Below are 24,316 nucleotides of genomic sequence, written 5' to 3'. Positions count from 1 at the left end.
CGCAGCTCAGCTGGCTGACAGCCAGCAACGGCCAACATCAAGGCTCTCTCGCATGAGGCCACGCCATGTTGCGCAACCCCTCCCGCCGTACCTTCGTCAAAGGCCTGGGCGCCGCCACTACGCTGGCGGGCCTGGGGCTTTGGCGGCCGCTGGCCCAGGCTGCCAATGGCCGCGACCTAGCCGGCCAGCACTTCGAGCTGTCGGTCGGCCAGACCGCAGTCAACATCACCGGCCGCCCGCGCACCGCCCTGACCGTCAACGACAGCCTACCCGGCCCGCTGCTGCGCTGGCGCGAAGGTGACACCGTCAGCCTGCGCGTGCGTAACCGCCTCGCCCAAAGCACCTCGATCCATTGGCATGGCATCCTCCTGCCGGCCAACATGGACGGTGTGCCAGGCCTGAGCTTTGCCGGTATCGAGCCCGGCGGCGACTACCTTTACCAGTTCACCCTGCGCCAAAGCGGCACCTACTGGTACCACAGCCATTCCGGGCTGCAGGAGCAGGCCGGGGTGTATGGGGCGATCGTGATCGAACCCCGCGAACCCGAGGCGCATCAGTACCAGCGTGACCATGTGCTGCTGTTCAGCGACTGGTCGGACCAGCCCCCTGAACAGCTGTTGGCGACCCTGAAAAAACAGTCCGACGCCTTCAACTACCACAAACGCACGCTCGGCGATTTCATCGATGACGTGGCCGCCAATGGCTGGAGCACCACCGTCGCCGAACGCATGAGCTGGGCGCGCATGCGCATGAGCCCCACGGACCTGGCCGATGTCAGCGCAGCTACCTACACCTACTTGCTCAATGGCCAACCACCGGATGGCAACTTCACCTGCCTGTTTCAGCCGGGCGAAACCGTGCGCCTGCGGCTGATCAACGCGTCGGCCATGACCTATTTCGACTTCCGCATCCCCGGCCTGACACTGACCGTGATCGCCGCCGACGGCCTGCCGGTGACACCCGTGAGCGTGGACGAACTGCGCATCGCCGTGGCCGAAACCTACGACGTGCTGGTGACCGTCGGCGACCTGCCCGCCTACACACTGTATGCCCAGAGCATGGACCGCAGTGGCTACGCGCGCGGCACCCTGGCCCGCGCCAACGGCCTGCAGGCCCCCGTGCCGCAACCCGACCCGCGCCCCGTACTGAGCATGGCCGACATGGGCCACGGCGCCATGGCAGGCATGGACCACAGCAACATGGCAGGCATGGACCATTCCAGCATGGCCACCCTGCAGCAACACCCACCCAGCGAAACCGGCAACCCACTGGTGGACATGCAGACCATGGCCCCACAGCCCAACCTCGCCGACCCAGGCATCGGCCTGCGCGGCAACGGCAGGCGCGTGCTGACCTACGCCGACCTGCGCAGCCCTTACCCCGACCCCGATGGCCGCGAACCCTCACGCGACATCGAGCTGCACCTGACCGGCCACATGGAGCGCTTTGCCTGGTCGTTCGACGGGGTCAAGTTCAGCGATGCCGAACCGTTGCGCCTGGCCTATGGCGAGCGGGTGCGCATCACCTTGGTCAACGACACCATGATGACCCACCCCATCCACCTGCATGGCATGTGGAGCGACCTGGAAGACGAACAGGGGCGCTTTCTGGTGCGCAAGCACACCGTCGACATCCCGCCTGGCAGCCGCCGCAGCTACCGAGTCACTGCCGACGCCCTGGGCCGCTGGGCCTACCACTGCCATTTGCTCTACCACATGGAGACCGGCATGTTCCGCGAGGTACGCGTCGATGAATGAGCTCAATAACCGTCGCATCGTCACCGGTGTGGCCCTGGTGGCGCTGCTCGCCAGTGAACGCGCCATGGCCTCCGGCCTGCAGCACAGGGGCCACGGCGCCATGCCCATGGACCACAGCCAGATGAACCACGCAACGCCGCCTGCGCAACAGCCGCGTACGCCGCTGCCGGTGCTCAGTGACGCCGACCGTCGCGCAGCCTTCCCGCCGCTGCCAGGGCACCAGGTGCATGACCGGGCACTGAACGGGGCGGTGATCGTCGACCAGCTTGAATACCAGCACTTCGACAGCAGCGGCGCGTTGAACTGGAACGCCAGCGCCTGGCTCGGTGGCGACATCGACCGCCTGTGGCTGCGCAGCGAAGGCGAACGCGAGCAGGGCAAGACCCACAAGGCCGAACTGCAGGCGCTCTGGGGCCACGCCATCAGCCCTTGGTGGGAACTGGTCGGCGGCCTGCGCCAAGACTTCAAGCCCGCCAGCGGGCAGGCCTGGGGAGCCTTCGGTATCCAAGGCACGCCGCTGTATGGTGTTGAGCTGGAGGCCACTGCCTACGTCGGCGAGCGGCAACAGACCGCGCTGCGCCTGGAAGCCGCTTACGCTATGCTGCTGACCAACCGCTGGGTACTCGAACCCACCCTGGAAGCCAACGTTTTTGGCCGCGACGATACGCGCCGCGAGCAAGGTACGGGGCTGGCCGACAGCGAAATCGGCCTGCGCCTGCGCTATGAAATCAGCCGTGGTTTCGCGCCGTACGTCGGGGTCAGTTTCAATCGCTTGCACGGCAACCGCGCCGACCAGGCCCGCGAAGACGGCGAAGACACCGGCCAGACCCGCCTGGTGGCCGGTATCCGCCTGCGTTTCTAAAGGAGTGTTTCACCATGCTGCACAAACACCTGCTGACCCTCGGGCTGCTGGCTATCACTGGCCTGGCCCAGGCCGCCGAGGCCATCGATGTCTATCGCGACCCCAACTGCGGCTGCTGCAAGGCCTGGATCAGCCACCTGCGCGACAACGGCTTCACCGTCAACGACCACGTCGAACCGAACATGAGCGCAGTCAAGCAACGCCTGGGCGTGGCACCGCGCCTGGCGTCGTGCCATACCGGGGTGATCGACGGCAAGTTCGTCGAAGGCCATGTGCCGGCCGAACAGGTCCGCCTGCTGGCCAAACGCAACGACCTCAAGGGCCTGGCCGTCCCCGGCATGCCCATGGGCTCGCCGGGCATGGAAATGGGTGACCACAAAGACGCCTACCAGGTCATCGGTGTGACCCAGGATGGCCAGGACACCGTGGTCGCCAACTACTGATGCTCAGCGAGTGGGCGCTGTTCTTCAGCGCCTTCGGCGCCGCCACCCTGTTGCCGTTGCAATCGGAGGCCGTGCTGGTTGGTTTGCTGCTGCGCCAGCCCGACGCTTGGCCGACCTTGTTGCTGGTGGCCACCTTGGGCAATGTGCTTGGCTCAGTGGTCAACTGGGTATTGGGCCGGGCCATCGAGCACCTGCGTGACAAGCGGTGGTTCCCGTTCAGCGCCCGCCAGCTCGAACGCGCGCAACAACGCTACCAGCGCTGGGGGCAGTGGTCGCTGCTGCTGAGCTGGATGCCAGTGATCGGCGACCCGCTGACCCTGATCGCGGGGATCATGCGTGAGCCCTTCTGGCGCTTTATGCTGCTGGTGACCCTGGCCAAGGGCGGCCGTTACGCCGTGGTGGCGATGATCACCCTGGGCTGGTTTCACGCCTGGTAACACCTTTGCCGCTTCAGGCGGTCAACTGGCTGATACAGTCGCCTATTCCTACACGGCCCTACACGGAGTGCCCCCATGCTGCGCGCAACCGCCCTGGCCCTTGCCTGCCTTGTCGGCGGCCCGGCCCTTGCTGCCGAGTCGCCCACCTACGGCAAACAACTCGAAGGGTTCAGCTACCCTCACCCGCTCAAGCATTTCGACTTCAGCTCCCAGGGCCAAGCCCTGCAGATGGGCTACATGGACGTACCCGCCCAAGGCCAGGCCAATGGCCACAGCGTGGTGCTGATGCATGGCAAGAACTTCTGCGCCGCTACCTGGGAAACCACCATCAATGCCCTGAGCAAAGCCGGCTACCGGGTCATCGCCCCGGACCAGATCGGCTTCTGCACCTCAAGCAAACCTGCGTATTACCAGTACAGCTTCCAGCAATTGGCGCATAACACCCACGCCTTGCTCGACCAGCTGGGCGTAAAGCAGGCCATTGTGCTTGGCCACTCCACCGGCGGCATGCTCGCGACCCGCTATGCGCTGATGTACCCGCAGCAAGTCGAACGCCTGGCGATGGTCAACCCGATTGGCCTGGAAGACTGGAAGGCCCTGGGCGTCCCCTACCGTACGGTGGACCAGTGGTATGCACGGGAGCTCAAGCTCGATGCCGCCGGGGTGCGTGAGTATGAGCGCAAGACCTATTACGCCGGGCGCTGGAAGCCGGAGTATGAGCGCTGGGTACAGATGCTGGTGGGCCTCAACCAAGGGCCGGGGCATGAAGCAGTGGCGTGGAACTCGGCGTTGATCTACGACATGATTTTCACCCAGCCGGTGTACCACGAGTTCAAGGACCTGAAGATGCCGACCCTGTTGCTGATCGGTGATCAGGACACCACGGCCATCGGCAGCGACATCGCGCCGCCAGAGGTCAAGGCACGTTTGGGCAAATACCAGGTGCTGGGGCCGCAAGTGGCCAAGCTGATCCCCCAGGGTGAACTGGTGACGTTCGAGGGTATGGGCCACGCGCCGCAGATCGAAGAGCCGATGCGGTTCAACCGTACGCTGATCGAGTGGTTGGGGCGCTGAGTCGGCTACGCCCAAACCTACTGAGTGGGCACAACTGACTTGGGCAAAATCTCAACTTATGCGCGATCACTGTGGGAGCGGGCTTGCCCGCGAACACGGGCGCAGCCCGTGCCATCCATCGCGTCGCTCCCACAGGGGCTTAGCCGAAGCGTTGCAACTGCATCTCGCGTAAGCGGCTCAAGGTGCGTTGATACGGGAACGCCAAGTACCCTTGGGTATAAAGCGCGTCAAGCGGCACCTGCGCCTCCAGGTACAACGCCACCCGGCGGTCGTAGCATTCGTCGACCAGGGCAATGAACCGGCGCACCGCATCGTCCTTGGGCGACAGCGCCGGCAGCTCCCGGTCTCCTGCCGCGACCCGCGCCGCGCCATCCTCGGTACCGCGGGCAATCCGCCCGGCCCGTTGCTCGCCACCTAACGCTGGGACGCCTTCCAGCAGAATCGACGGGAAACGGTCGCACAGGGCCATGAACTCCATCGCCGCCAAGGGCTGCTCGCAGAGGTCGGTGAAGCGGCACCAGATGGCGTGCTCGCTGCGCCGGATGACGTTTATCTGCCTTGAGCCAATGGTCAGCGGCTGCTCGCTGCCGGGGTCAGCCGGGCTGAGTTGGTGGAACACTTCACCCAGCACGCCGCGCTCGCCGGCCTCAGTGACCCAGTAACGTTGCCGCACAGCGCCCGGATGCAGGCGATGGTCCTGCTCGCCGGCCACCGACAACACCCGCATGTGCCGTTCAATGGCGGCAATCGCGGGTAGGAAGCGGTCACGGTTGAAGCCATCACGGTAGAGTTGGTCGGGCGGTTGGTTAGAGGTGGCGACAATCACCACGCCCTGGTCGAACAACACCTGGAACAGCCGGCCGAGGATAATCGCGTCGCCAATGTCATTGACGAACAATTCGTCGAAGCACAGTACGCGAATCTCCCGGGCCAGTTCACGGGCCAGGGCCAGCAGCGGGTCGGCGGTGCCGTTGAGCTGGAACAGGCGCTGGTGCACCCAAGCCATGAAATGGTGAAAGTGCTGGCGCCGGCTGGGGTGTTGCAGGCAACGGTGAAACTGGTCCATCAGCCAGGTCTTGCCCCGGCCGACAGGGCCCCAGAGGTAGACACCCTGGGTCAGGCGGCCCTGTTCGATCGCCTCGAAACAGGCTTGCAACGCATCGACTGCGTGGGCCTGGGCGGGGTCATGGACATAGCCGTGGTCGGTCAGGGCTTGTTGGTAGAGGGTCTGCGGTTGGGCGGTCATGCCGCATTATCGGTACTGGCCCCATCGTCAGCAAGCCAACGCCGCTCCTGTGTGGGAGCAGCCTTGTGCTGCGAAGAGGCCAGTGCAGGCCACAACTATCTAAAGTGTCACCACCGGCCTCTTCGCAGCGCAAGGCTGCTCCTACACCGACCGTGCATGGCAGAAGCCAGCGCTTCAGCCCTCGCCCAGCCCCACTTTCAACAGCGCCCCGTCCTTGTCATCGGTCAACACGTACAGATACCCATCCGGGCCTACCCGCACATCACGGATACGCGCCTTGAGGTCCCCCAGCAAACGCTCTTCGTGCACCACCTTGTCACCCTTGAGCTGCAGCCGGATCAATTGCTGGGTCGCCAGCGCCCCAATGAACAGGTTGTGGTCCCACGCTTTGAACGTCGGGCTGTCGTAGAACGCCATGCCGCTGATGCCAGGGGACTTTTCCCAGACATGGTGCGGGTCGACCATGCCATCGAGGTGCTTGCCCTTGGCCTCCGGGATCGGCAACAGCGAGTAATTGATGCCGTGGGTGGCAACCGGCCAGCCGTAGTTCTTGCCGGGCTGGGGAATGTTGATTTCGTCGCCGCCCCGTGGGCCGTGTTCGTGAGTCCAGAGCTTGCCAGTCCAAGGGTTGAGTGCTGCGCCCTGCTGATTGCGATGGCCGAACGACCAGATCTCGGAGCGCACGTTGTCTTTGCCGACGAGGGGGTTGTCTTTGGGCACTTCGCCGTCAGGCAAGATCCGCACGACCTTCCCTTGCAGCTTGTCGAGGTCCTGGGCAGTCGGCCGCTGGTTGTTTTCGCCCAGGGCAATGAACAGGTAACCGTCTCGGTCGAATACCAGCCGCGAACCGAAATGGTTGCCCACCGAGAGCTTGGGCTGCTGGCGGAAGATCACCGTGAAGTTCTCTAGCCGTGCGCGGTCTTCGGACAACTGACCGCGGCCGACCGCCGTCCCTGCCTTGCCATCATTGCCCGCTTCGGCATAAGACAGGTAAACGGTGCGGTCCTTGCCGAACTCCGGCGACAACACCACGTCCAGCAACCCGCCCTGCCCTTCGGCCCAGACCTGAGGCACGCCACTGATGGGCGGGCCGACCTTGCCTTCTGCGTTGACTACCCGCAGGTTGCCGGGGCGCTCGGTCACCAGCATGTCCTTGCCGCCCGGCAAGAAAGCCAAGGCCCAAGGGTTGCGCAGGCCATCAGCGACGGTGCTGACGGTCAATGGCCCTTCTTCGCTGGGGAACTGCTGCTCGGAAGCCGCGTGCGCCAACAGGGGCAGCAGCGCGGCAGCGGTCAAGGTGGTCAGCCAGGTAGCTCGGGTCATGCAGAATTCCTTTCGACGGGGCTTACGGCGCGCGTGGGTTATCGCGCGGCGGCCGGGTGGGTTCCAGATTGGGCGCTTGCTGTTGGCGGCGCAGGTTGTCGCCGTTGCCAATGCCGCGGTTGTCCAGCGAGGGCGTGCGCTGGTAGGGGTCGGTGGACGGGCCACGCACGGGCGGTGTGGCCGGCATGCTGCCCTGGCGGCTATTGGGGTTGGCGCGCTGGATCGGGCTGTTGTAGGGGTTGTTGTTGCTGGCCGCGAGTTGCAAGGGCGCAACCGGCGCTGCGCGCGCGGGCAGGCACAACGCCAGGCCAATGGCCAGGATTGGCAGTGCTAGGTTCATGCTTCACCTCCTGTACGAAATGCCGCGCCTTGTGCGTTGGATAGCCTAAGGCGCGAGGGGTTCGCGGCAAAAGTGTGAAAGCGGCTGGAGATAATTCCTTATGTTTCAGTATGGACACCAAGGGGCTGCAGCGCAGCCCCGCCGGGCTCATTGGCCGCTGCGGAAGGCCATCCACAGGCGGTTACGCTGGCGCAAGTCGGACAGCGCCATGCTGCGGTCGGCGTACAGCCGTTGACGCACCTGGGCTGGCGGGTAGATGTCCGGGTCGTTGCGCACGGCAGCGTCGACCAAGGGGGTGGCCGCTTGGTTGGCATTGGCGAAGAACAGCGTGTTGGTCAGCGCGGCGACCGAGTCCGGCTTAAGCATGAAGGCGATGAACGCGCGGGCTGCCTCGGGGTGTGGCGCGTCCTTGGGGATGACCAGGTTGTCCTGCCAGACCAAGGTGCCTTCCTGGGGGATGCGGTAGATCAGCTCGAACGGTTTGCCAGCACGGCGTGCCTGGTCGGCGGCCATCGCCGCATCACCGTTGTAGGTGAGCGCCAGGCACACGCTGCCATTGGCCAGGTCGCTGATCTGCCGGCCGTTGGCAACATAGCGCACAGAGGGCTGCAGCTGGTTCAGCAGTGCCTGCGCGGCGTCCAAGTCGGCCTTGTTCTGGCTGTAAGGGTCCTTGCCCAGGTAGTTCAAGGTCAGGCCGATCACTTCCTGCGGCGAATCAGGCATGGCGATGCCGCAATCCTTCAGGCGGCTGGCGTACTCCGGTTTGAACAACAGGTCGAGGCTGTCCAGCGGCACATCTCCCAGGCGCTGGCGCACGGCCTCGACATTTACCCCCAGGCCCAGCGTGCCCCAGGTGTAAGGCACCGCGTAGCGGTTGCCGGGGTCGGCCTCGGCCAGTTTGGCCAGCAAGTCCTTGTCGAGGTTGGCATAGCCGGGCATTGCCTGGGCATCGAGCGGCTGCAGGGCCTTGGCCTTGAGCGCCCGGGCCAGCACGGTGGATGACGGCACCACCACGTCATAGCCGCTGCCACCGGTCAGCAGCTTGGTCTCCAGCACCTCGGTGGTGTCAAAGGTGTCGTAGCGTACCTTGTAGCCCGTTTCGCGCTCGAAGCGCTGGAGGGTTTGCGGGGCGACATAGTCGGCCCAGCTGTAGAGGTTGACGACCTTCTCCTGGGCTTGCAGCGGCAGGGCCAGGCACAGGGACAGCAGGCACAGCGATCGACGCATGACGGACACCTCGGCAAAGGGAGCTGTCCGTCACTGTAGTCCACACCACTCGCACCCTGCACGATTCGGGTAGGAGCAGCCTTGCGCTGCGAAGAGGCCAGTGGCAACAGCATAGATTTCCGCTGCTTGCACCGGCCTCTTCGCAGCGCAAGGCTGCTCCTACCTGAAACCCGCCATAGCTGTCAGTAAGCCATGCTCCAGGTCAGGGTGTAGGTGCGCCCACGGCCCTGGTAGTCATACAGGTACGCCGGGCCATAGGTCGGTGCGTAGAACAACGTCGCCCGCTGCCCCCAGACCGTGCTGTACTGCTTGTCCAGCAAATTCTGGATACCTGCGCTGAAGGTACCGAAGGCGGTGTCCTGGCTGCCCAACAGGTCGAAGGTGGTGTAACCGTCGATCTCGTGGTCGGCATCGTCCTTGAGGGTGAACGCATGGTTGGCCTGCAGGCGGGCACTGCGGCCATCGCCCTTCCAGCCAACAAACGCCGTGGACTTGGACAGCGACGCATAACGGGCATCGCGTTTCATCCAGCCACCGTCGACGTCTTCTTCCTCGGAGCGGGTCAGGTGCAGCGTACCCCCCGCTTCCCAACCGCTCTGGAAGTGGCGGGTCAACGCACCTTCGAAACCAAAGTCACGGCTCTTCTGCTCTTCGACGTTGATGGTCAGCGTTTGCGAATCGACATTAATGATCTTGTCCGACCAGATGTAGTACAGCGCCGCCTGAGCGTCCCAATCCACGTCGGCATAGCGCCAGCCCAGCTCGACCTGGCGGCTCTTGATGCCGGCCAGCGGGTTGTCGGCGACGCTCAAACCCGGCTTGCCGTAATACTTGGCCGGGTCCGGCAGGTCGAAACCTTCACCGTAATTGGTCCACACCTGATGGCCATTCTTGAAGTCGTAGATGGCGCCGACGTTGTACAGGTTGACTTGGTAATCGTTGCTGCCGCCAGGTACGCCTTTGAACTCGCTGACATCCACGTCCATCTGCTGGCGCCGGGCGCCGCCGGACAAGGTCAGGTTGTCGGTGGCATGCCAATCGAGCTGGGCGTACACCGACACACCGTCAACCCGGTAGCTGGGGTAGCGCGCGGCCTTGCTGGCCTTTTCCATGTCCAGCCCACCGCTTTCGGATGAGGTCAGGGCGTCGAAGGTCGTCTGTTCGGCGTTGAAACGCTCGCGGTCCAGGTCGACGCCGTAGGTCAGCTTGAGCGTCTCCCACTGCTTGGCGAACAGGCCTTTGAGGCTGGTGACCTCGAAGTTCTGTTGTGATGCGGCGAAGTACACCCCGCGCGAACCGGTGGGTGTGGCGCGGTTGTAGTACGGGAACGGGTAGAAGTTGTCGTCTTCCTTGCGGTACGAGGCCTGCAGGTAGAAGTCTTGGCCCAGCACATCGGTGTGATGGTAGTTGGCGTTGAGCAACAGGCGCCGGGTACGTGGCTCCAGGTCAGAGGAATAGCCACTGCGCAGCTCAGCGTCTTCCAGGTCCGAGGGAGCGTTGTAGTTGAGGTTGGGGAAGTAGATGCCGGTGCTGCCGTGGTTGCCCGAGTCGTAGTACTGGGCCAGCAAGTCCAGGCTCTGCTCATCGGTCAGCTTAAGCCCCAGGGTGCCGAGCACGTCAAGGGTGCGGTTGTATTGCAGGTCGGTCTGTGTGTTGTCGATGAAGATCTGATCGCCAGCGCCGTCATAGAAGGCTTCGTTCTGTTCGCCGGAAATACCAAGGCGGGCACTGACCCGCTCGTTGCCGCCGCTGATCGACTGGGCGATGCGGGTGGCCAGGTCATCACTGTTGTTGAAGCCGCTGCTGGCACCCAGCTGGGTCTCGAAGCGGGCCGGGCCGGGCTCACCCTTCTTGGTCACGATGTTGATGATGCCGCCGGTGGCGCCGCCGCCGTAAAGGGCGCTGGCCCCCGACAGCACTTCGACACGCTCGACGTTGAACGGCGAGATGCTGTCGAACTGGCGCGACAGGCCGCGCGAGCTGTTCTGGCTGACCCCGTCGATCATCACCAGCACATTGCGCCCGCGCATGTTCTGGCCATAGTTGGTGCGCCCTTCTGGTGCCAGGTCCAGGCCAGGCACCAGCTTGCCGATGGCTTCCTTGAGGCTCACGCCGCTGTCGATCTGCTCACGCAGCTGCTGCTGGTCGACCACCCAAACGGTGCCAGGGATTTCGCTGATCGCCGTGCTGGTGCGCGAGGCCACACTGACCTCGATGGGCTTGAGGTTGACGGCCTGCGGCGCGGCGTCCGCCTTGCGCAGGGTGACCGTGCGGGCATCGCTGAACTGCCAGCTCATGCCACTGCCCGCCAGCAACTGCTGCAGTGCCTGCTCGATGCTGTAGCTGCCCTGCAACGCCGCGCTATTCAGGCCCGCGACATCTTGGGTGGTGTACAGCAGGTGCAGCCCGGCCTGGTCGGCGAAGGCCGTCAGTGCCTGGTCCAGCGCCTGGGCAGGCAGGTCCAGTTGCACTTGGCGGGCTTCCACCGGGGCCTGTTGCGCAACACTTGAGGCCATCGCCTGCAAGGGGCCGGCCAGCATGGCCAAGGCAGTGCAAGACAACATGGCGTGATGAAGGGGACCGCTGCGGCGGTGAACAGGCTTGAGCGTAAGGGCCACGAATGAGCTTCCAGACAAGTCGTAAATGAGAATGGGTTGCTGATCAGTCCCACTACGACGATCTGGCCTGGCTGAACTTGCAGCGGCAGATGAAAAATATTTAGATTATTTTTAGCGGCTCAGTGCACCACGGCCAGCCACGGCAAATAGGTGACCTGCAGGCCATAACGTTGCTCAAGGGTGCGCAGCAGCGCCTGGGGTTCATCGAGGTCGAATACACCGCTGACTTCCAGGGCCGCCAGCTTGGTGTCAGACAGCAGAATGCGCCCCTGTTGGTAGCGCTCGAGTTCTGCCAGCACTTGCCCCAGCGGCTTGCCGTTGAAGATCAGCTTGCCGCGCTGCCAGGCGGTCTGTGCACTGGCGTCAGGCGACACCGGTACGCTGCGCTCACCCACCGTGGCCTCGCCCTGGGCCAGTACCACGCGGCCATCGCGGCGCACGCTGAACGTCGCGCCCGTGCCGCGCACCGCCTCGCCTGCACTATCGACCACAAAGGGCCGTGGGTCACTGGCCGTCTCGAACAAGGCTTCGCCCGCATTGAGCACCACGCGGCGCTCGCGGTCGGTGAACGCGACGGTCAACGCACTGCCACTGTTCAGCAGTACCCGCGAGCCATCGGCCAGGGTCACCGCCTGCCGTTGCCCGAGGCCTGTGTGGTAGTCCGCTAGCCAGATAGGCGCCTGCTGCCAGCCGGTATAACCCGCGACCAACAGCGCCAGCGATGCTGCCAGGCCTGCGGCCCAGTGCCGTTTGCGTCGGGCAGGCGGTGCCGCGACAACCTGAGCGGTTGGGGTGTGGCCGAGGTCCAGCCACAGAGCCTCTGCCTCACGCGCGGCCTCGGCATGCGCCGGGCTCAGTGCGCACCAGCGCTGGTAGCGCGCGTGGTCCGCCGCACTGGCGTTGCCCGAATGCAACAACACCTGCCAATCGAGGGCATCGTCAGAGAGGTCGCTGAGCGGTTGGGCGGCTGGCATGGCGTAAGGCTCAGTCATGGTTGTGTTTGAGCCAGTCACGGCAATGGCGCAGCGCCTGGCCAATGTATTTTGCCACCATGCTCTCGGAAACGCCCAACCGTTGTGCAATCTGCGCCTGGGTCAGGCCTTCGACGCGGTTGAGCAACAGGGCCTGGCGGGCATTGCTGGACAGTTGCAACAGCGCCTCATCGAGTATCTGCAAGCGCTCGCGGGCGAGCAGCGTGGCCTCGGGCGCAGGCGCCGGGCAGGCCACCTCGCCAGTGCCACCAGTATCTTCGTGGCGGGCGGCGATACGCTGTTCACGGCGCAAGGCATCGATCGCCAGGTTGCCCGCCACCCGGAAGATGAAGCTGCGTGCATGCAGCACCGGCACGGCCTGCTCGTCGATCTTCACCAGCTTCAGGTACGTCTCCTGCGCGACGTCGGCAGCACGCTGCCGGTCGCTCATGCGCCGAGTCAGGAACAGCAAGAGGTCGTCGTAGTGCTCCTGGAAACTCGCCAGCAGACCAGACACGGGAGACGTCAGCATGGGGTAGGAGAAAGGCCAGTAAGAGGGATTGTCGGGCGTTAATGAGAAACAGTATCTTTCATTAGACGCGCTACTTTCAACGTCAACGCGCATTTGCCACACTGGCGGTTGAATTTTTCAGGCAAGGTTGCAACCCATGACTGCCCGATTGCACCGCTGGTTGCTGATACTGCTGATGGCTTACGGCCTCAATGCCTGCGCCTTGTTCCAGGCGCGTGACCCACTGAATATCAACGTGATTGGCATCGAACCGCTGCCCGGGCAGGAGCTGGAACTGCGCATGGCGGTGAAGATACGTGTGCAGAACCCCAACGAAACCGCGATCGATTACAACGGTATCGCGCTCGACCTGCAGGTGAACGGCCAGCCGCTGGCCGCCGGTGTCAGTGACCAGCAGGGCCACATAGGCCGTTTCGACGAGGCGGTCATCGTGGTGCCGGTGAGCGTGACCGCGTTCTCCTTCCTGCGCCAGGCCTATGGCCTGGGCCAGCGGAGTTCGCTGCAAGGGCTACCCTATGTACTGCGCGGCAAGTTGGCAGGTGGGCTGCTGGGCACCGTCCGCTTCACCGATGAGGGCACGCTGGACCTGCCCAAGGCAGCCGGCACCTACTGGTAAACACTCAGCGATTGCTGTTGGCGGCGGCCATCATCTTGTTGACTTCGCTGCGCACCATGCTGGCGTATTCGGGCGGCGACATGGCCTCAAGTTCAGCCCGCACCCATTCCGCCCATTTGCCCTTGCGCCGTGGCTTCTCGGAGATAAGCCGGGCGGCTTCGCCCTTGGCCTTGCCCAGGTTGCTCTGCCACAGTTCGAACAACCGCGCCTTCTCTGCCTCGATCTGCGCCCGTTCCTCGAAGCTCTTGTTGGCCAGATTGAAACTCATTGAAGGTACCTGCCTGCTAAAAATGGCCGCTATCTTACACCGTAGCGACGCGTCATCGGAAAGCCGGCGCAACTTTCCCGACGCACCGGCATCCATTGTTCACCCCCCCATTGACGAGGATGAGTTCATGGCCCGAAAAAACGCCGTACAAGCCGCCAGCGATCAGATCAAGGATCAGGTCTTCAGCGAACTGCAGTCACTGATCGAAGAATCCGAAAAGCTGCTCAACGACAGCGCTGCCCTGGTTGGCGAGGAGGCCGAAACCCTGCGCGCGCAAGTCAGCCTCAAACTGCGCCAGGCTCGCCAGGCCGCGAGTAACGTACGTGACAAGGCTCAACCGGTGGTGGATGCCACCCAGGACTACATCGGCGGCCACCCTTGGCAGACCGTCGCGGTGTCCGCAGGCTTCGGCCTGGTGGTCGGCCTGCTATTGGGTCGCCGCTACTAAGCCCATTTATGAACGCAGTGCCGCCTGAACGGCTTCAGGCGGCCTGCGCCATTGGGATGCCGCTATGAAAGCGCAATTCCTGGTCCGGTGACTGGATCAGCTCGGCTTCTGCCTCACGTACCAGCTCAACCCTGCGGGCGATGTCCGCTTCTTCGCCATACTGATGGGCCAGCTTCAGGTAGCCCTGGTAATGGCGCGCTTCACTCTTCAACAGGCCGTGGTAGAACGTGCCCAGTTCTTCATCCAGGTGCGGCACCAGCGCGGCAAAGCGCTCGCAACTGCGTGCTTCGATAAAAGCCCCCACCACCAAGGTATCGACCAGCTTGACCGGCTCGTGGGCACGTACCAAGCGGCGCAAGCCGGAGGCATAACGCCCGGCCGACACTGGCCGCAAGGGCACGCCCCGGCGCTTCATCAGGCGCAGCACCTGCTCGTGGTGCACCAGCTCTTCACGGGCCAGGCGCGACATCATGTTGATCAGATCCAGGTGCGTGTTGTACTTGGCGATCAGGCTCAGGGCAGTGCTGGCGGCCTTGAACTCGCAGTTCTTGTGGTCGATCAGCAGGGTTTCCTGGTCGGCAAGCGCCGCTTCGATCCAGGCATCTGGGGTCGGGCAGCCAAGAAAGGCGTCGATTTCGGGGATCAAGGACATAAGCGTGCAACCAGACAGAACAGGCAGGGCCGGCGATTATACCGGCGGCAACCGGCAGCGCCAGTGACTATGCTTGATGTACATCAAGCGGCGACGGGTGAGGCGCCGACTATAGTCAGGCACTGGTCGCCATCTTTGAAGGGAGCTCACGCCCATGCAAGCCGTCCGCAGCATCCTCGTCGTCCTCGACCCCGCGCATGCCCACAGCCGGGCCTTGACCCGTGCCAAGCTGATCGCAGGCGTGACCGGCGCGCGCCTGCACCTGTTGATGTGCGACAAAAAGCAGGATCACAGTGCGTTGCTCAGCCTGCTGAGCAGCCAGTTGCACGATGACGGATACGACAACGTCACCCATGAGGCGGCCTGGCGTGACAACCTGCACGACACCATCATCTATGTGCAGCAAGCCGAGGGCTGCGAGCTGGTCATCAAGGAGCATCGGCCGGACAACCCGCTGAAAAAGGCACTGCTGACCCCCTCCGACTGGAAGCTGCTGCGCCTGTGCCCCAGCGCGGTGCTGATGGTAAAAAGCGAGCGGCCGTGGACCGGCGGGGTGGTTCTGGCGGCGGTGGATGTCGGTAACCAGGATGAGGACCACCGCCTGTTGCACGCGAGTATCATCGACCATGGCTATGCGATTGCCGGCCTGGCCAAAGGCGATTTACACGTCATCAGCGCACACCCCTCCCCCATGCTGTCCGCCTCGGACCCGACCTACCAGCTCAGCGAGACCATCGCCGAACGCTACCGGGAAGCCTGCCGCGCGTTTCAGGCCGAGTTCGACATCAGCGATGACCGCCTGCATGTCGCCGAAGGCCCGGCGGATGTGCTGATTCCCTACACCGAGAAACAATACAATGCCGTGGTGACGGTGATCGGCACGGTGGCCCGCACGGGTATTTCCGGGGCATTGATCGGGAATACCTCCGAGGTGGTGCTCGATTCGCTCGAGGGGGATGTGCTGGTGCTCAAGAGCGAACAAGCAATTGCCCACCTGACAGAACTGGCCCGCGGTTAATGCATGCGTGGCCCTTGTAGGAGCAGCCTTGTGCTGCGAAGAGGCCGGTGAAAGCAGCATAGATTCACTGAGCTGGCACCGGCCTCTTCGCAGCACAAGGCTGCTCCTACAAATACAAAGGGCGGCGCGTTTACACCAGCGCCTCGCGCACTTTCGGGTCCAGCCCTTCCCCCGGATGGGCCTCGCTCCACGCCAGCAACTGCCGGCGCATCGCCGGCGTCCAGAAGCTCTGGATGTGCTGCCTCACCCCTTGCACCGCCAGCTGCCGGTTCGGTTCGCTGTCAAAATAATGGGCAATTTGGTTGGCCATCTTGACCAGGTTGTCACTGCTCATCGGCGCACCTCGGCTTTCTCTTGCTGCTCGGCAGTACGGCGCTCTTTGAGCAGGCGGCGCTGTTCGTCGCTGAAGTCCTGGTAACGCTTCTGCCATTCAGACGGGTGGAACACTTTCACCACCTCCACCGCCGTGACTTTGTATTCAGGGCAGTTGGTGGCCCAGTCGGAGTTGTCGGTGGTAATCACGTTGGCCCCCGACTCAGGGAAGTGGAACGTGGTGTACACCACCCCCGGCGCCACCCGCGCACTGACCTTGGCGCGCAGCACCGTCTGCCCGGCGCGGCTGCCGATACCGACCCAATCGCCATCGCGGATGCCACGGCTTTCGGCGTCGGTGGGGTGCAGCTCAAGGCGGTCGGCGTCATGCCAGGCGACGTTGCCAGTGCGGCGGGTCTGGGCACCGACGTTGTACTGGCTGAGGATACGCCCGGTGGTCAGCAACAGCGGGTAGCGGCTATTGACCTTCTCGTCGGTCGGCACATAGCCAGTGAGCATGAAGCGCCCTTTGCCCCGCACGAACTGGTCGATATGCATGGTCGGCGTGCCATCGGGCGCGGCATCGTTGCACGGCCACTGCAGGCTGCCATGGCGGTCGAGCTCGGCGTAGCTGACGCGGTGGAAGGTCGGCGTCAGGCGCGCGATCTCGTCCATGATCTCGGCCGGGTGGCGGTACTGCATCGGGTAGCCCAAGGCGTTGGCCAGGGCAACGGTCGCTTCCCAGTCAGCTTTGCCGGCCAGGGGTTCCATGACCTTGCGCACCCGCGAGATACGGCGTTCGGCGTTGGTAAAGGTGCCGTCCTTTTCAAGGAACGAACTGCCCGGCAGGAACACGTGGGCGAACTTGGCCGTCTCGTTGAGGAAGATGTCCTGCACCACTACACATTCCATGGCCAGCAAGGCGGCCGTGACGTGCTGGGTGTTGGGGTCGCTCTGGGCGATGTCCTCACCCTGGCAGTACAGCGCCTTGAAGCTGCCATCCAGGGCCGCCTCGAACATGTTGGGGATGCGCAGGCCTGGGTCTGGCTGCAACGTTACCCCCCAGGCCTGCTCGAACTCGGCACGCACACCTTCGTTGGAAATATGCCGGTAGCCAGGCAGTTCATGCGGGAACGAGCCCATATCGCACGAGCCCTGCACGTTGTTCTGCCCGCGGAGCGGGTTCACCCCTACCCCTTCGCGGCCGATGTTGCCGGTGGCCATGGCCAGGTTGGCGATGCCCATCACGGCGGTGCTGCCCTGGCTGTGCTCGGTGACCCCCAGGCCGTAGTAGATGGCCGCGTTGCCACCGGTGGCGTACAGCCGTGCGGCGGCGCGGATCTGCTCGGCAGGCACGCCACAGACCGGGCCGAGTAGTTCTGGCGCGTTCTCTGGCTGGCTGACGAAGTCGCGCCAGCGGGCGAAGTCCTCGGTCTCGCAGCGGGCGTCGATAAAGCGCTGGGCCAGCAAGCCTTCGTTGACGATCACATGGGCCAGGGCGTTGAGCATGGCCACGTTGGTACCGGGGCGCAGTTGCAGGTGCAGCTCGGCGCGGGCGTGGGGCGAGTCGACCAGGTCGATACGCCGTGGGTCGATGACGATCAGCCGCGCGCCCTGGCGCAGGCGGCGTTTAAGCTGCGAGCCAAACACCGGGTGGGCATCGGTGGGGTTGGCGCCGATCACCAGCACCACGTCGGCCTGCATCACCGAATCGAAGCTCTGCGTGCCCGCCGATTCACCGAGGGTCTGCTTGAGGCCATAGCCCGTGGGCGAATGGCACACCCGCGCGCAGGTGTCGACGTTGTTGTTGCCAAACGCCGCACGCACCAACTTCTGTACCAGGTAGGCTTCTTCGTTGGTGCAGCGGCTGGAGGTGATGCCGCCGATGGAATCACGCCCGTACTTGAGCTGGATGCGGCGGAACTCGCTGGCGGCGTAGGTTACCGCCTCGTCCCAGCTGACTTCTTGCCACGGGTCTTCGAGGCGCTTGCGGATCATTGGTGTGGTGATGCGGTCCGGGTGGGTGGCATACCCCCAGGCGAAGCGGCCTTTGACGCAAGCGTGGCCATGGTTGGCGCCGCCGTTCTTGTCCGGGACCATGCGCACCAGCTGGTCGCCCTTCATCTCGGCACGGAACGAACAACCGACACCGCAATAGGCGCAGGTGGTAATCACCGCACGCTCAGGCTGGCCGAGCTGCATCAGGCTTTTTTCGGTCAAGGTCGCGGTCGGGCAGGCCTGTACGCAGGCACCGCACGACACGCACTCCGAGGCCAGGAAGTTGTCCCCGCCAGCGGCTGCTACCCGCGAGTCGAAGCCGCGGCCAGTGATGGTCAGGGCGAAGGTGCCCTGGATGTCTTCGCAGGCGCGCACGCAGCGGCTGCAGACGATGCACTTGCTCGGTTCATAGTCGAAATACGGGTTGGAAACGTCCTTTTTCTCGGCCAGGTGATTGGCGCCGTCATAGCCGTAGCGGACCTCGCGCAGGCCGACCTGGCCGGCAACGGTCTGCAGCTCGCAGTTGCCGTTGGCCGAGCAGGTCAGGCAGTCAAGCGGGTGATCGGAGATGTACAGCTCCATCACATTGCGCCGCAACCCCGCCAGGCGCGGGGTTTCGGTGCGCACCACCATGCCTTCGCTGACCGGGGTGGTGCACGACGCCGGGTAACCGCGCATGCCGTCGATTTCCACCATGCACATGCGGCACGAGCCGAACGCCTCGAGGCTGTCGGTGGCGCACAGTTTGGGGATGCTGGTGCCAAGCATGGCGGCGGCGCGCATGACCGAAGTCCCGGCAGGCACGCTGATGGCACGGCCATCGATGTTCAGGCTGACCTGCACCTGGCTGTCGCGTGCTGGGGTGCCAAGGTCGGTCTCGGGGTCGAAGAAATTGATCACTGCGCGGCCTCCGTGTGGGTCAGCCCGAAATCGGCGGGGAAGTACTTGAGCGCGCTGGCCACCGGGTAAGCGGTCATCCCGCCCATGGCGCACAGCGAGCCGTACTGCATCGTGTCGCACAGGTCGCGCAGCAGCAGGGCCTGGTCGTGGCGTTCGGTGAAATCGGTGGTGGCGATCAGCCGGTCCACCACCTCCATGCCACGGGTCGAGCCGATGCGGCACGGTGTGCACTTGCCGCACGATTCTTCGGCGCAGAACTGCAGGGCGAAGCGGGCCATGCTGGCCATGTTCATGGTGTCGTCCGCCACCACCACACCGCCGTGGCCGAGCATCGCGCCCATGGCAGCGAAGGCCTCATAGTCCAGCGGCGTGTCGAAGTGGCTGGGCGGCACCCAGGCCCCGAGCGGGCCGCCGACTTGTGCGGCCTTCAATGGCCGGCCGCTGGCGGTACCACCCCCGTAGCCTTCCACCAGCTCGCGCAGGGTCAGGCCAAACGCGCGCTCCACCAGGCCACCGTGGCGGATGTTGCCCGCCAGCTGGAACGGCATGGTGCCCAACGAACGGCCCATGCCGAAATCGCGGTAAAACGCCGCGCCCTTGGCCAAAATGATTGGCACAGACGCCAGGGTGAGCACGTTGTGCACCAGCGTCGGCAAGCCGAACAGGCCCTGCAGGGCCGGTAGGGGCGGCTTGGCCCGGACGATCCCGCGCTTGCCTTCGAGCGATTCCAGCAACGCGGTTTCTTCGCCGCAGATATAAGCGCCAGCACCGACCCGGACTTCCAGGTCGAAGGCCTGGCCGCTGCCGGCCACGTCATCGCCCAGGTAACCGGCGTCGCGGGCTATGGCAAAGGCCTGGTCGAGCACGCGAATGGCGTCCGGGTATTCCGAGCGCACGTAGATGTAGCCTTTGTCGGCACCCACGGCGAGGCCAGCGATGATCATGCCTTCGATCAGCAGGAACGGGTCGCCTTCCATCAGCATGCGGTCGGCGAAGGTACCGGAGTCGCCTTCGTCGGCGTTGCAAACCACATACTTTTGCCCAGCCCCGGCATCACGCACGGTGCGCCACTTGATACCCGCCGGGAAGGCGGCGCCACCCCGGCCACGCAGGCCAGAATCAAGTACGGCAGCGACCACCTCGGCACCGTCCAAGGCCACGGCGCGCTCCAGCCCGGCAAAACCGCCATGGGCGCGGTAGTCGTCCAGCGACAGCGGCCGGGTCACGCCGGCACGGGCGAACAGCAGGCGTTGCTGGGATTTCAGATAAGCGATGTCTTCAACCAGCCCCAAGGCCAGGCCATGGGCCTGGGGCTGGCCGGCCAAGGCATCGAGTAGCGCCGGCACATCGTCCGCAGTCACCGGGCCGAAACCCTGGCGTCCTTGGGCGCTGTCGCATTCGACCAGCGGCTCCAGCCAATACAGCCCACGCGAACTGGTGCGCTGGATATCGACCGCCAACTGCCGGCGCTCGGCCTCGCGTTGCAGGGCCTCGGCAACCTGGTCGGCACCCACGGCACGGGCCACCGAATCGCAGGGGATGTACACCTTCAGCATGTTTCGCCCTCCAGGCAACCGTTCACCAGGGCACGCAGGCGCTCAGGCGTGAGCCGCGCGTGCAGTTGGCCGTCCAGTTCCAGCGCGGGCGAGCAAGCGCAGGCGCCCAGGCAATACACCGGACGCAGGCTGATAGCGCCGTCGGCGCTGGTGCCATGGTCGTCCAGTGCCAGTTGGTCGCGCAGTTGCGCGGCCAGGGCCTCGGCGCCACGGCTCTGGCACGACTCGGCCCGGCACAGGCGCAGGGTATGGCGTGCCGGCGCGGTGGTGCGGAAATCGTGGTAGAAGCTGATCACCCCGCGCACCTCGGCCAGGCTGAGGTTCAGGGCATGGGCAATTTCAGGGACGGCCGCATCCGGCACGAAGCCGATGTCTTGCTGAATGGCGTGAAGGATCGGCAACAGGGCGCCGGGGGTGTCCTTTTCACGGGCCAGGATGCTGTGGATCAAAGGCAGGTGGAGCAGTTCATCAGGCATACAGCGGACCTCGGCATCACGGACCCTGCCTGTGTTGTTGTAGGGGCAGGTGTCCGGCGTGTTCTGCTGCGGCGTGCCGGCCACGTCACGGTTGCGGGGTGTCGGCAGCCTCCTTGCCCACGGCCGTGCGTCTGCGCGCACTGGTCCAGGAGCATCCTGCAAGCATGGCACTTGTGGCGCCGGAGGGTTGCATGCGAACGACCAGGCGCATCCTGAAACCGACGTGAGGTTCAGGCTGTTTCGGTTGCCCCGCTTTGCAGTCCGTCAGCCCAGTACCACATGCGGCACAAACCGCGAACTGTCTTTGGTAATCAGCGAATCATCCTCACGAATCCCCATCCCTGCCGCCTTGTCGCCGACCACCCACGAACCGATCAGCGTGTAGCTGTCGCCAAACCTGGGCAGCGGCGCAAACCCTTGCAGGATGTACGGTGCGTCGTCATAAGGGCCGTCTACGAAGACCCGCTGCCCCGTGCCGGTGCGGATATCGACGTTGGCCCCTTCCCGCGAGAAATACGGCTTGCGCACCCACCCTCTAGGCACTGGCCGCGAAGGGTTGTCATCGACGAAGGCTGGCAACAGATTGGGGTGCCCTGGGTACCACTCCCACAGCAACGGCAAGATGCCCTTGTTGGAGATCAGCGCCTTCCAGGGCGGCTCGACGAACTGCGTGTCGCACCCCGGGATAGCCCTGCCGAAGTCTTCGTGGAAGATATGCTCCCAGGCATGCAGCTTGAACAGCCGCGGGATCGGCCGCCCCTCCAGGTCGACGAAACGCCCCTCGCCATTCAGGCCGATGTCCTCCAGGTCGATGTGCCGGGTATGAATACCTGCGTGGGCGGCCATCTTGCGCAGAAAATCCGTGGTGCCACGGTCTTCCACCGAGCCCGAGATGGTCGAGAAGTAGAACGTGCCCTGCCCCGGCTGCGCGGCAAACGCCTGCACCAGGTCTTCGGCCAGGGTATTGAACTGGCTGGCCTGCGCGGGCAGAACGCCGCGCTGGATCTGTTCTTCCAGCCAGATCAGCTGAAACGCCGCGGCTTCGTACAACGAAGTCGGCGTGTCGTAGTTGGCCTCGATCAGTTTCGCCGGGCCATGGCCGTCATAGCTGAAATCGAAACGCCCATAGAGGTGCGGCTCCCGCGCCAGCCACGATTGCCGCACCAGGTCGAAGAATGCCGGTGGAATCGCCAGGCGTGCCATCAGCGCCTCACTGTCGACGATGCGCCCGACAGCCTCCAGGCACATCGCGTGCAGCGCCTCGGTCGGGGCCTGCAGGTCCCGCTCGACCTGGGCCTGGCTGAACTGGTAGTAACCCCGTTCATCCCAGTAACGCTCGCCGTCGAGGGTGTGGAAGGCAAAGCCTTCTTGCTGGGCTGTCTTGCGCCAGCCTGGGCGCTCTGCGAGTGCGACCTTGCGCATGATCACCCCCCGAAGAAGCTACCGGACTTGCCGCCCCAGCCGCTTCGAGCCGTCGCCTGGCTGCCAAACCCACCCCGCGAGATGGATGCAGACACCGCCGAGCGCGACGCGCTGCGGCCTGAGGCGCCATAGCTACCGCCGCCGCCGGAGCCACCGCCGCTGCTGCTCTGTTCGTCTTTGTTGCTGCGCTGAATGCCCCCGGCCGTACCGTAGCGCTGCCCAAGCAGGCCATTGCGCTGCCCGGCACCCTCGCGATACGCATACAGCGGCTGCGCGCGGTAACGGCGGTCGGCGCTGCTGGCCATCTGCCCCAGTAGCATGCCCGCCACTACGGCGGTAGCGACATGGCCATAACCGCCGCCCTGGGCGTGCGCCGCATCGACCTGGGCCTGGGTCACCTCGCCGGTGGTCTCCAACGCGAACCCACTCATGCGCGGCATGTACCGGCCACCGACGCTGATCTGGCAGCCATCGGGGGAAAATTCTGCTTCGCAGGCGGGCTTGGACACATAGGTCGGCGTGGTACGCCGGTACTCGGCCAGCGCCTGTTTGTAGGCATCGTTGCAGGCCTTCTCAGGCACCTTGTCGCTGACACAGGCTTCGACACTGTCGTAGTTCACCTGCTGGCTGACGGTGTAAATCTCCTCTTGCGGGCTGCACGCGGTCAGGGCCAAGGGCAGCGAGCTGGCCAGTACCAGCTTGACGGAGCTGCGTCTCATTGGGGGTTTCATGGGAGCTCCTTGGGCGTCAGGCCGACGGGGTCATGCAGGCCGAATTGAGGAAGCCGACGCTGATCGCCACGCTGGCAGCGTAGATGGCCGCGGCCAGCTCACCGGCGGCGATACGCCTGGACAGGTCGCGCAGCACCAGGCTGGTAATGCCAAAGGCAATCAATTGAACCACAGCGGCGATCACGACCCAGGCCACGAAGTCCAGGATGCCAACGCTGTAGGCAATGATATTGCTGGCCGGCAGCGAGAAGCCGATCAGCGAGCCGCCCAAGGCAATGGCCGCGGCCGGGTTGTTCTCACGAATGAGCGCGAACTCCCGGTGCGGGGTAAGGCGGGTGTAGATGAACTGGAACAGCCAGAACAGCAACAGTGCCACGCTGATATAGAGGATGAAGCCAGTCACTGCAGAGGCATTGAGCGACAGGCGTAGCGCGTCGAGCATGGTGAGTCCTTGTCAGGTTACGTGAAAGTCCGTGGGGAACAGGGTGATGCCGAGCGAGGTGGTGAGGGTGGCCTTGCCCGCCTCGTCTTCCTCCGCCGACAACAGCAGAAATTCGCGGCGCTCAGGCAGGCCAGTGTCGCGGGCGTAGAGCATTGAGAGGTGCTGGATGCCATAACGGGCGTCGGGGCTGACCACCCGCTCATACAACGGCACCAACCTGGCCTGGCCCGGCTCACGGCCCCACTGGCGGGAATACAGACAGCCGTCGTGTTCGTAGATCGGCAGGCCGACCTTGGACTGGCTACCGACAAGGCGCTGAAGGTGCGCTTCGTCGTGGATCGGTACGGCGCTGTGATAACCGAACAGCACGCTATCGCCCACCTTGTCGCCGTTCATCAGCACTTGCAGCCAGTAGTCTTCGTTGTCCAGGTAATACCGCAGCAGGTGCACCGAATCGCCGAGGTCGACCTCGCCGGTGGCCCAGACCGTTTCCGGGCCGGGAACCTGCAACGCTGAATAACCCTCGAGCAGTGGCTTGAGTGATGCGTCGGGTATGAGCCGGCGGCCGTTGAGCAGGCCGAAGGGCGGGTTGGTACTGGGCGAAAGCGGCATCGAACCTTTCCTGAAGCGGGGCAATCCTTGCGAGG

The 24,316-nt window shown here is 64.4% G+C and carries 24 protein-coding genes and 1 pseudogene; 8 read left to right on the top strand and 17 right to left on the bottom strand.

The genetic code is table 11. From position 1 onward, the window contains the following. The first annotated feature begins 68 nt into the window (after window positions 1-68). The 5 genes from ACMCNM_RS10845 (at window position 69) to ACMCNM_RS10825 (ending at window position 4,573) form a co-directional block, all read left to right on the top strand. Window positions 69-1,757: a copper resistance system multicopper oxidase gene (locus ACMCNM_RS10845; RefSeq protein ID WP_412765914.1), complete on the top strand. Its 1,689-nt coding sequence runs from the start codon at window positions 69-71 to the stop codon at window positions 1,755-1,757. Then, window positions 1,750-2,619, top strand: coding sequence for a copper resistance protein B (locus tag ACMCNM_RS10840; RefSeq protein WP_412764327.1), 870 nt, complete (start codon window positions 1,750-1,752; stop codon window positions 2,617-2,619). The genes ACMCNM_RS10845 and ACMCNM_RS10840 overlap by 8 nt, the downstream gene beginning before the upstream one ends. Before the next feature lie 14 nt (window positions 2,620-2,633). Beyond that, window positions 2,634-3,062 (top strand): DUF411 domain-containing protein, encoded by a 429-nt coding sequence (locus ACMCNM_RS10835; RefSeq protein ID WP_027596567.1) that lies wholly within the window; start codon window positions 2,634-2,636, stop codon window positions 3,060-3,062. After that, on the top strand, window positions 3,062-3,499 hold the full coding sequence (locus ACMCNM_RS10830; protein ID WP_412764326.1) for a YqaA family protein: 438 nt from the start codon (window positions 3,062-3,064) through the stop codon (window positions 3,497-3,499). The genes ACMCNM_RS10835 and ACMCNM_RS10830 overlap by 1 nt, the downstream gene beginning before the upstream one ends. Window positions 3,500-3,574: 75 nt before the next feature. Continuing rightward, complete coding sequence (locus ACMCNM_RS10825; RefSeq protein ID WP_412764325.1) at window positions 3,575-4,573, top strand: alpha/beta fold hydrolase; 999 nt, start codon at window positions 3,575-3,577, stop codon at window positions 4,571-4,573. 139 nt (window positions 4,574-4,712) lie between these two features. Here ACMCNM_RS10825 and zapE read toward each other — a convergent pair whose 3' ends face one another. The 7 genes and pseudogenes from zapE to ACMCNM_RS10790 form a co-directional block, all read right to left on the bottom strand. After that, a complete protein-coding gene (gene zapE, locus ACMCNM_RS10820; RefSeq protein WP_339550585.1) occupies window positions 4,713-5,819 on the bottom strand; it encodes a cell division protein ZapE in 1,107 nt (368 codons plus the stop codon). Window positions 5,820-5,993: 174 nt separating this feature from the next. After that, complete coding sequence (locus ACMCNM_RS10815) at window positions 5,994-7,142, bottom strand: PQQ-dependent sugar dehydrogenase (RefSeq protein WP_412764324.1); 1,149 nt, start codon at window positions 7,140-7,142, stop codon at window positions 5,994-5,996. A gap of 22 nt (window positions 7,143-7,164) precedes the next feature. Then, window positions 7,165-7,482: a hypothetical protein gene (locus ACMCNM_RS10810; protein WP_027596572.1), complete on the bottom strand. Its 318-nt coding sequence runs from the start codon at window positions 7,480-7,482 to the stop codon at window positions 7,165-7,167. 147 nt (window positions 7,483-7,629) lie between these two features. Then, window positions 7,630-8,709 carry an extracellular solute-binding protein gene (locus ACMCNM_RS10805; RefSeq protein ID WP_085274169.1) on the bottom strand — a complete coding sequence of 360 codons (1,080 nt, stop codon included), beginning with the start codon at window positions 8,707-8,709 and terminating at the stop codon, window positions 7,630-7,632. A gap of 182 nt (window positions 8,710-8,891) precedes the next feature. After that, a complete protein-coding gene (locus tag ACMCNM_RS10800; protein WP_412764323.1) occupies window positions 8,892-11,273 on the bottom strand; it encodes a TonB-dependent receptor in 2,382 nt (793 codons plus the stop codon). 173 nt (window positions 11,274-11,446) lie between these two features. Next, a complete protein-coding gene (locus tag ACMCNM_RS10795; protein WP_238348928.1) occupies window positions 11,447-12,319 on the bottom strand; it encodes a FecR family protein in 873 nt (290 codons plus the stop codon). 7 nt (window positions 12,320-12,326) lie between these two features. Continuing rightward, a pseudogene (locus ACMCNM_RS10790) lies at window positions 12,327-12,830 on the bottom strand (RNA polymerase sigma factor); the annotation flags it as partial. A gap of 136 nt (window positions 12,831-12,966) precedes the next feature. Between ACMCNM_RS10790 and ACMCNM_RS10785 the strand changes: the two are divergent. Next, complete coding sequence (locus tag ACMCNM_RS10785; RefSeq protein ID WP_099453414.1) at window positions 12,967-13,446, top strand: LEA type 2 family protein; 480 nt, start codon at window positions 12,967-12,969, stop codon at window positions 13,444-13,446. Window positions 13,447-13,450: 4 nt separating this feature from the next. Here ACMCNM_RS10785 and ACMCNM_RS10780 read toward each other — a convergent pair whose 3' ends face one another. Continuing rightward, window positions 13,451-13,714 carry a hypothetical protein gene (locus tag ACMCNM_RS10780; RefSeq protein WP_027596578.1) on the bottom strand — a complete coding sequence of 88 codons (264 nt, stop codon included), beginning with the start codon at window positions 13,712-13,714 and terminating at the stop codon, window positions 13,451-13,453. Between the two features lie 127 nt (window positions 13,715-13,841). Between ACMCNM_RS10780 and ACMCNM_RS10775 the strand changes: the two genes are divergently transcribed. Further along, window positions 13,842-14,162 carry a DUF883 family protein gene (locus ACMCNM_RS10775; protein ID WP_027596579.1) on the top strand — a complete coding sequence of 107 codons (321 nt, stop codon included), beginning with the start codon at window positions 13,842-13,844 and terminating at the stop codon, window positions 14,160-14,162. A gap of 34 nt (window positions 14,163-14,196) precedes the next feature. Here the strand turns inward: ACMCNM_RS10775 and ACMCNM_RS10770 are convergent, their stop codons facing one another. Continuing rightward, complete coding sequence (locus tag ACMCNM_RS10770) at window positions 14,197-14,814, bottom strand: tRNA-(ms[2]io[6]A)-hydroxylase (protein WP_027596580.1); 618 nt, start codon at window positions 14,812-14,814, stop codon at window positions 14,197-14,199. A gap of 154 nt (window positions 14,815-14,968) precedes the next feature. Here ACMCNM_RS10770 and ACMCNM_RS10765 point away from each other — a divergent pair, with 154 nt between their 5' ends. Continuing rightward, window positions 14,969-15,832 (top strand): universal stress protein, encoded by an 864-nt coding sequence (locus ACMCNM_RS10765; protein WP_412764322.1) that lies wholly within the window; start codon window positions 14,969-14,971, stop codon window positions 15,830-15,832. A 130-nt stretch (window positions 15,833-15,962) separates the two neighbouring features. On the opposite strand, the gene ACMCNM_RS10760 is transcribed toward ACMCNM_RS10765, so the two are convergent. The 8 genes from ACMCNM_RS10760 to ACMCNM_RS10725 all read right to left on the bottom strand — a co-directional run bounded on the left by ACMCNM_RS10760 (window position 15,963) and on the right by ACMCNM_RS10725 (window position 24,281). Beyond that, complete coding sequence (locus ACMCNM_RS10760; protein WP_412764321.1) at window positions 15,963-16,166, bottom strand: formate dehydrogenase subunit delta; 204 nt, start codon at window positions 16,164-16,166, stop codon at window positions 15,963-15,965. Continuing rightward, the gene (gene fdhF, locus ACMCNM_RS10755) at window positions 16,163-19,042 is read right to left on the bottom strand and encodes a formate dehydrogenase subunit alpha (RefSeq protein ID WP_412764320.1); all 2,880 of its coding nucleotides are present in this window, start codon (window positions 19,040-19,042) and stop codon (window positions 16,163-16,165) included. Before fdhF ends, ACMCNM_RS10760 begins: the two co-directional genes overlap by 4 nt. Continuing rightward, window positions 19,039-20,598: a formate dehydrogenase beta subunit gene (locus ACMCNM_RS10750; RefSeq protein WP_412764319.1), complete on the bottom strand. Its 1,560-nt coding sequence runs from the start codon at window positions 20,596-20,598 to the stop codon at window positions 19,039-19,041. Before ACMCNM_RS10750 ends, fdhF begins: the two co-directional genes overlap by 4 nt. Further along, on the bottom strand, window positions 20,592-21,074 hold the full coding sequence (locus ACMCNM_RS10745; protein WP_027596585.1) for a formate dehydrogenase subunit gamma: 483 nt from the start codon (window positions 21,072-21,074) through the stop codon (window positions 20,592-20,594). The genes ACMCNM_RS10750 and ACMCNM_RS10745 overlap by 7 nt, the downstream gene beginning before the upstream one ends. Before the next feature lie 264 nt (window positions 21,075-21,338). Then, the gene (locus ACMCNM_RS10740; RefSeq protein ID WP_412764318.1) at window positions 21,339-22,496 is read right to left on the bottom strand and encodes a glutathionylspermidine synthase family protein; all 1,158 of its coding nucleotides are present in this window, start codon (window positions 22,494-22,496) and stop codon (window positions 21,339-21,341) included. 2 nt (window positions 22,497-22,498) lie between these two features. Next, window positions 22,499-23,227 (bottom strand): DUF1190 domain-containing protein, encoded by a 729-nt coding sequence (locus ACMCNM_RS10735; protein ID WP_225935667.1) that lies wholly within the window; start codon window positions 23,225-23,227, stop codon window positions 22,499-22,501. Between the two features lie 16 nt (window positions 23,228-23,243). Beyond that, on the bottom strand, window positions 23,244-23,669 hold the full coding sequence (locus ACMCNM_RS10730) for a DUF350 domain-containing protein (RefSeq protein WP_027596588.1): 426 nt from the start codon (window positions 23,667-23,669) through the stop codon (window positions 23,244-23,246). Between the two features lie 12 nt (window positions 23,670-23,681). Further along, the gene (locus ACMCNM_RS10725) at window positions 23,682-24,281 is read right to left on the bottom strand and encodes a DUF2491 family protein (protein ID WP_412764317.1); all 600 of its coding nucleotides are present in this window, start codon (window positions 24,279-24,281) and stop codon (window positions 23,682-23,684) included. Between the last annotated feature and the right edge of the window lie 35 nt (window positions 24,282-24,316).

The organism is Pseudomonas sp. NGC7 (genome assembly GCF_047159675.1).
GTDB lineage: Bacteria > Pseudomonadota > Gammaproteobacteria > Pseudomonadales > Pseudomonadaceae > Aquipseudomonas > Aquipseudomonas kermanshahensis.
This window is presented reverse-complemented; position numbering and strand designations above follow the sequence as displayed.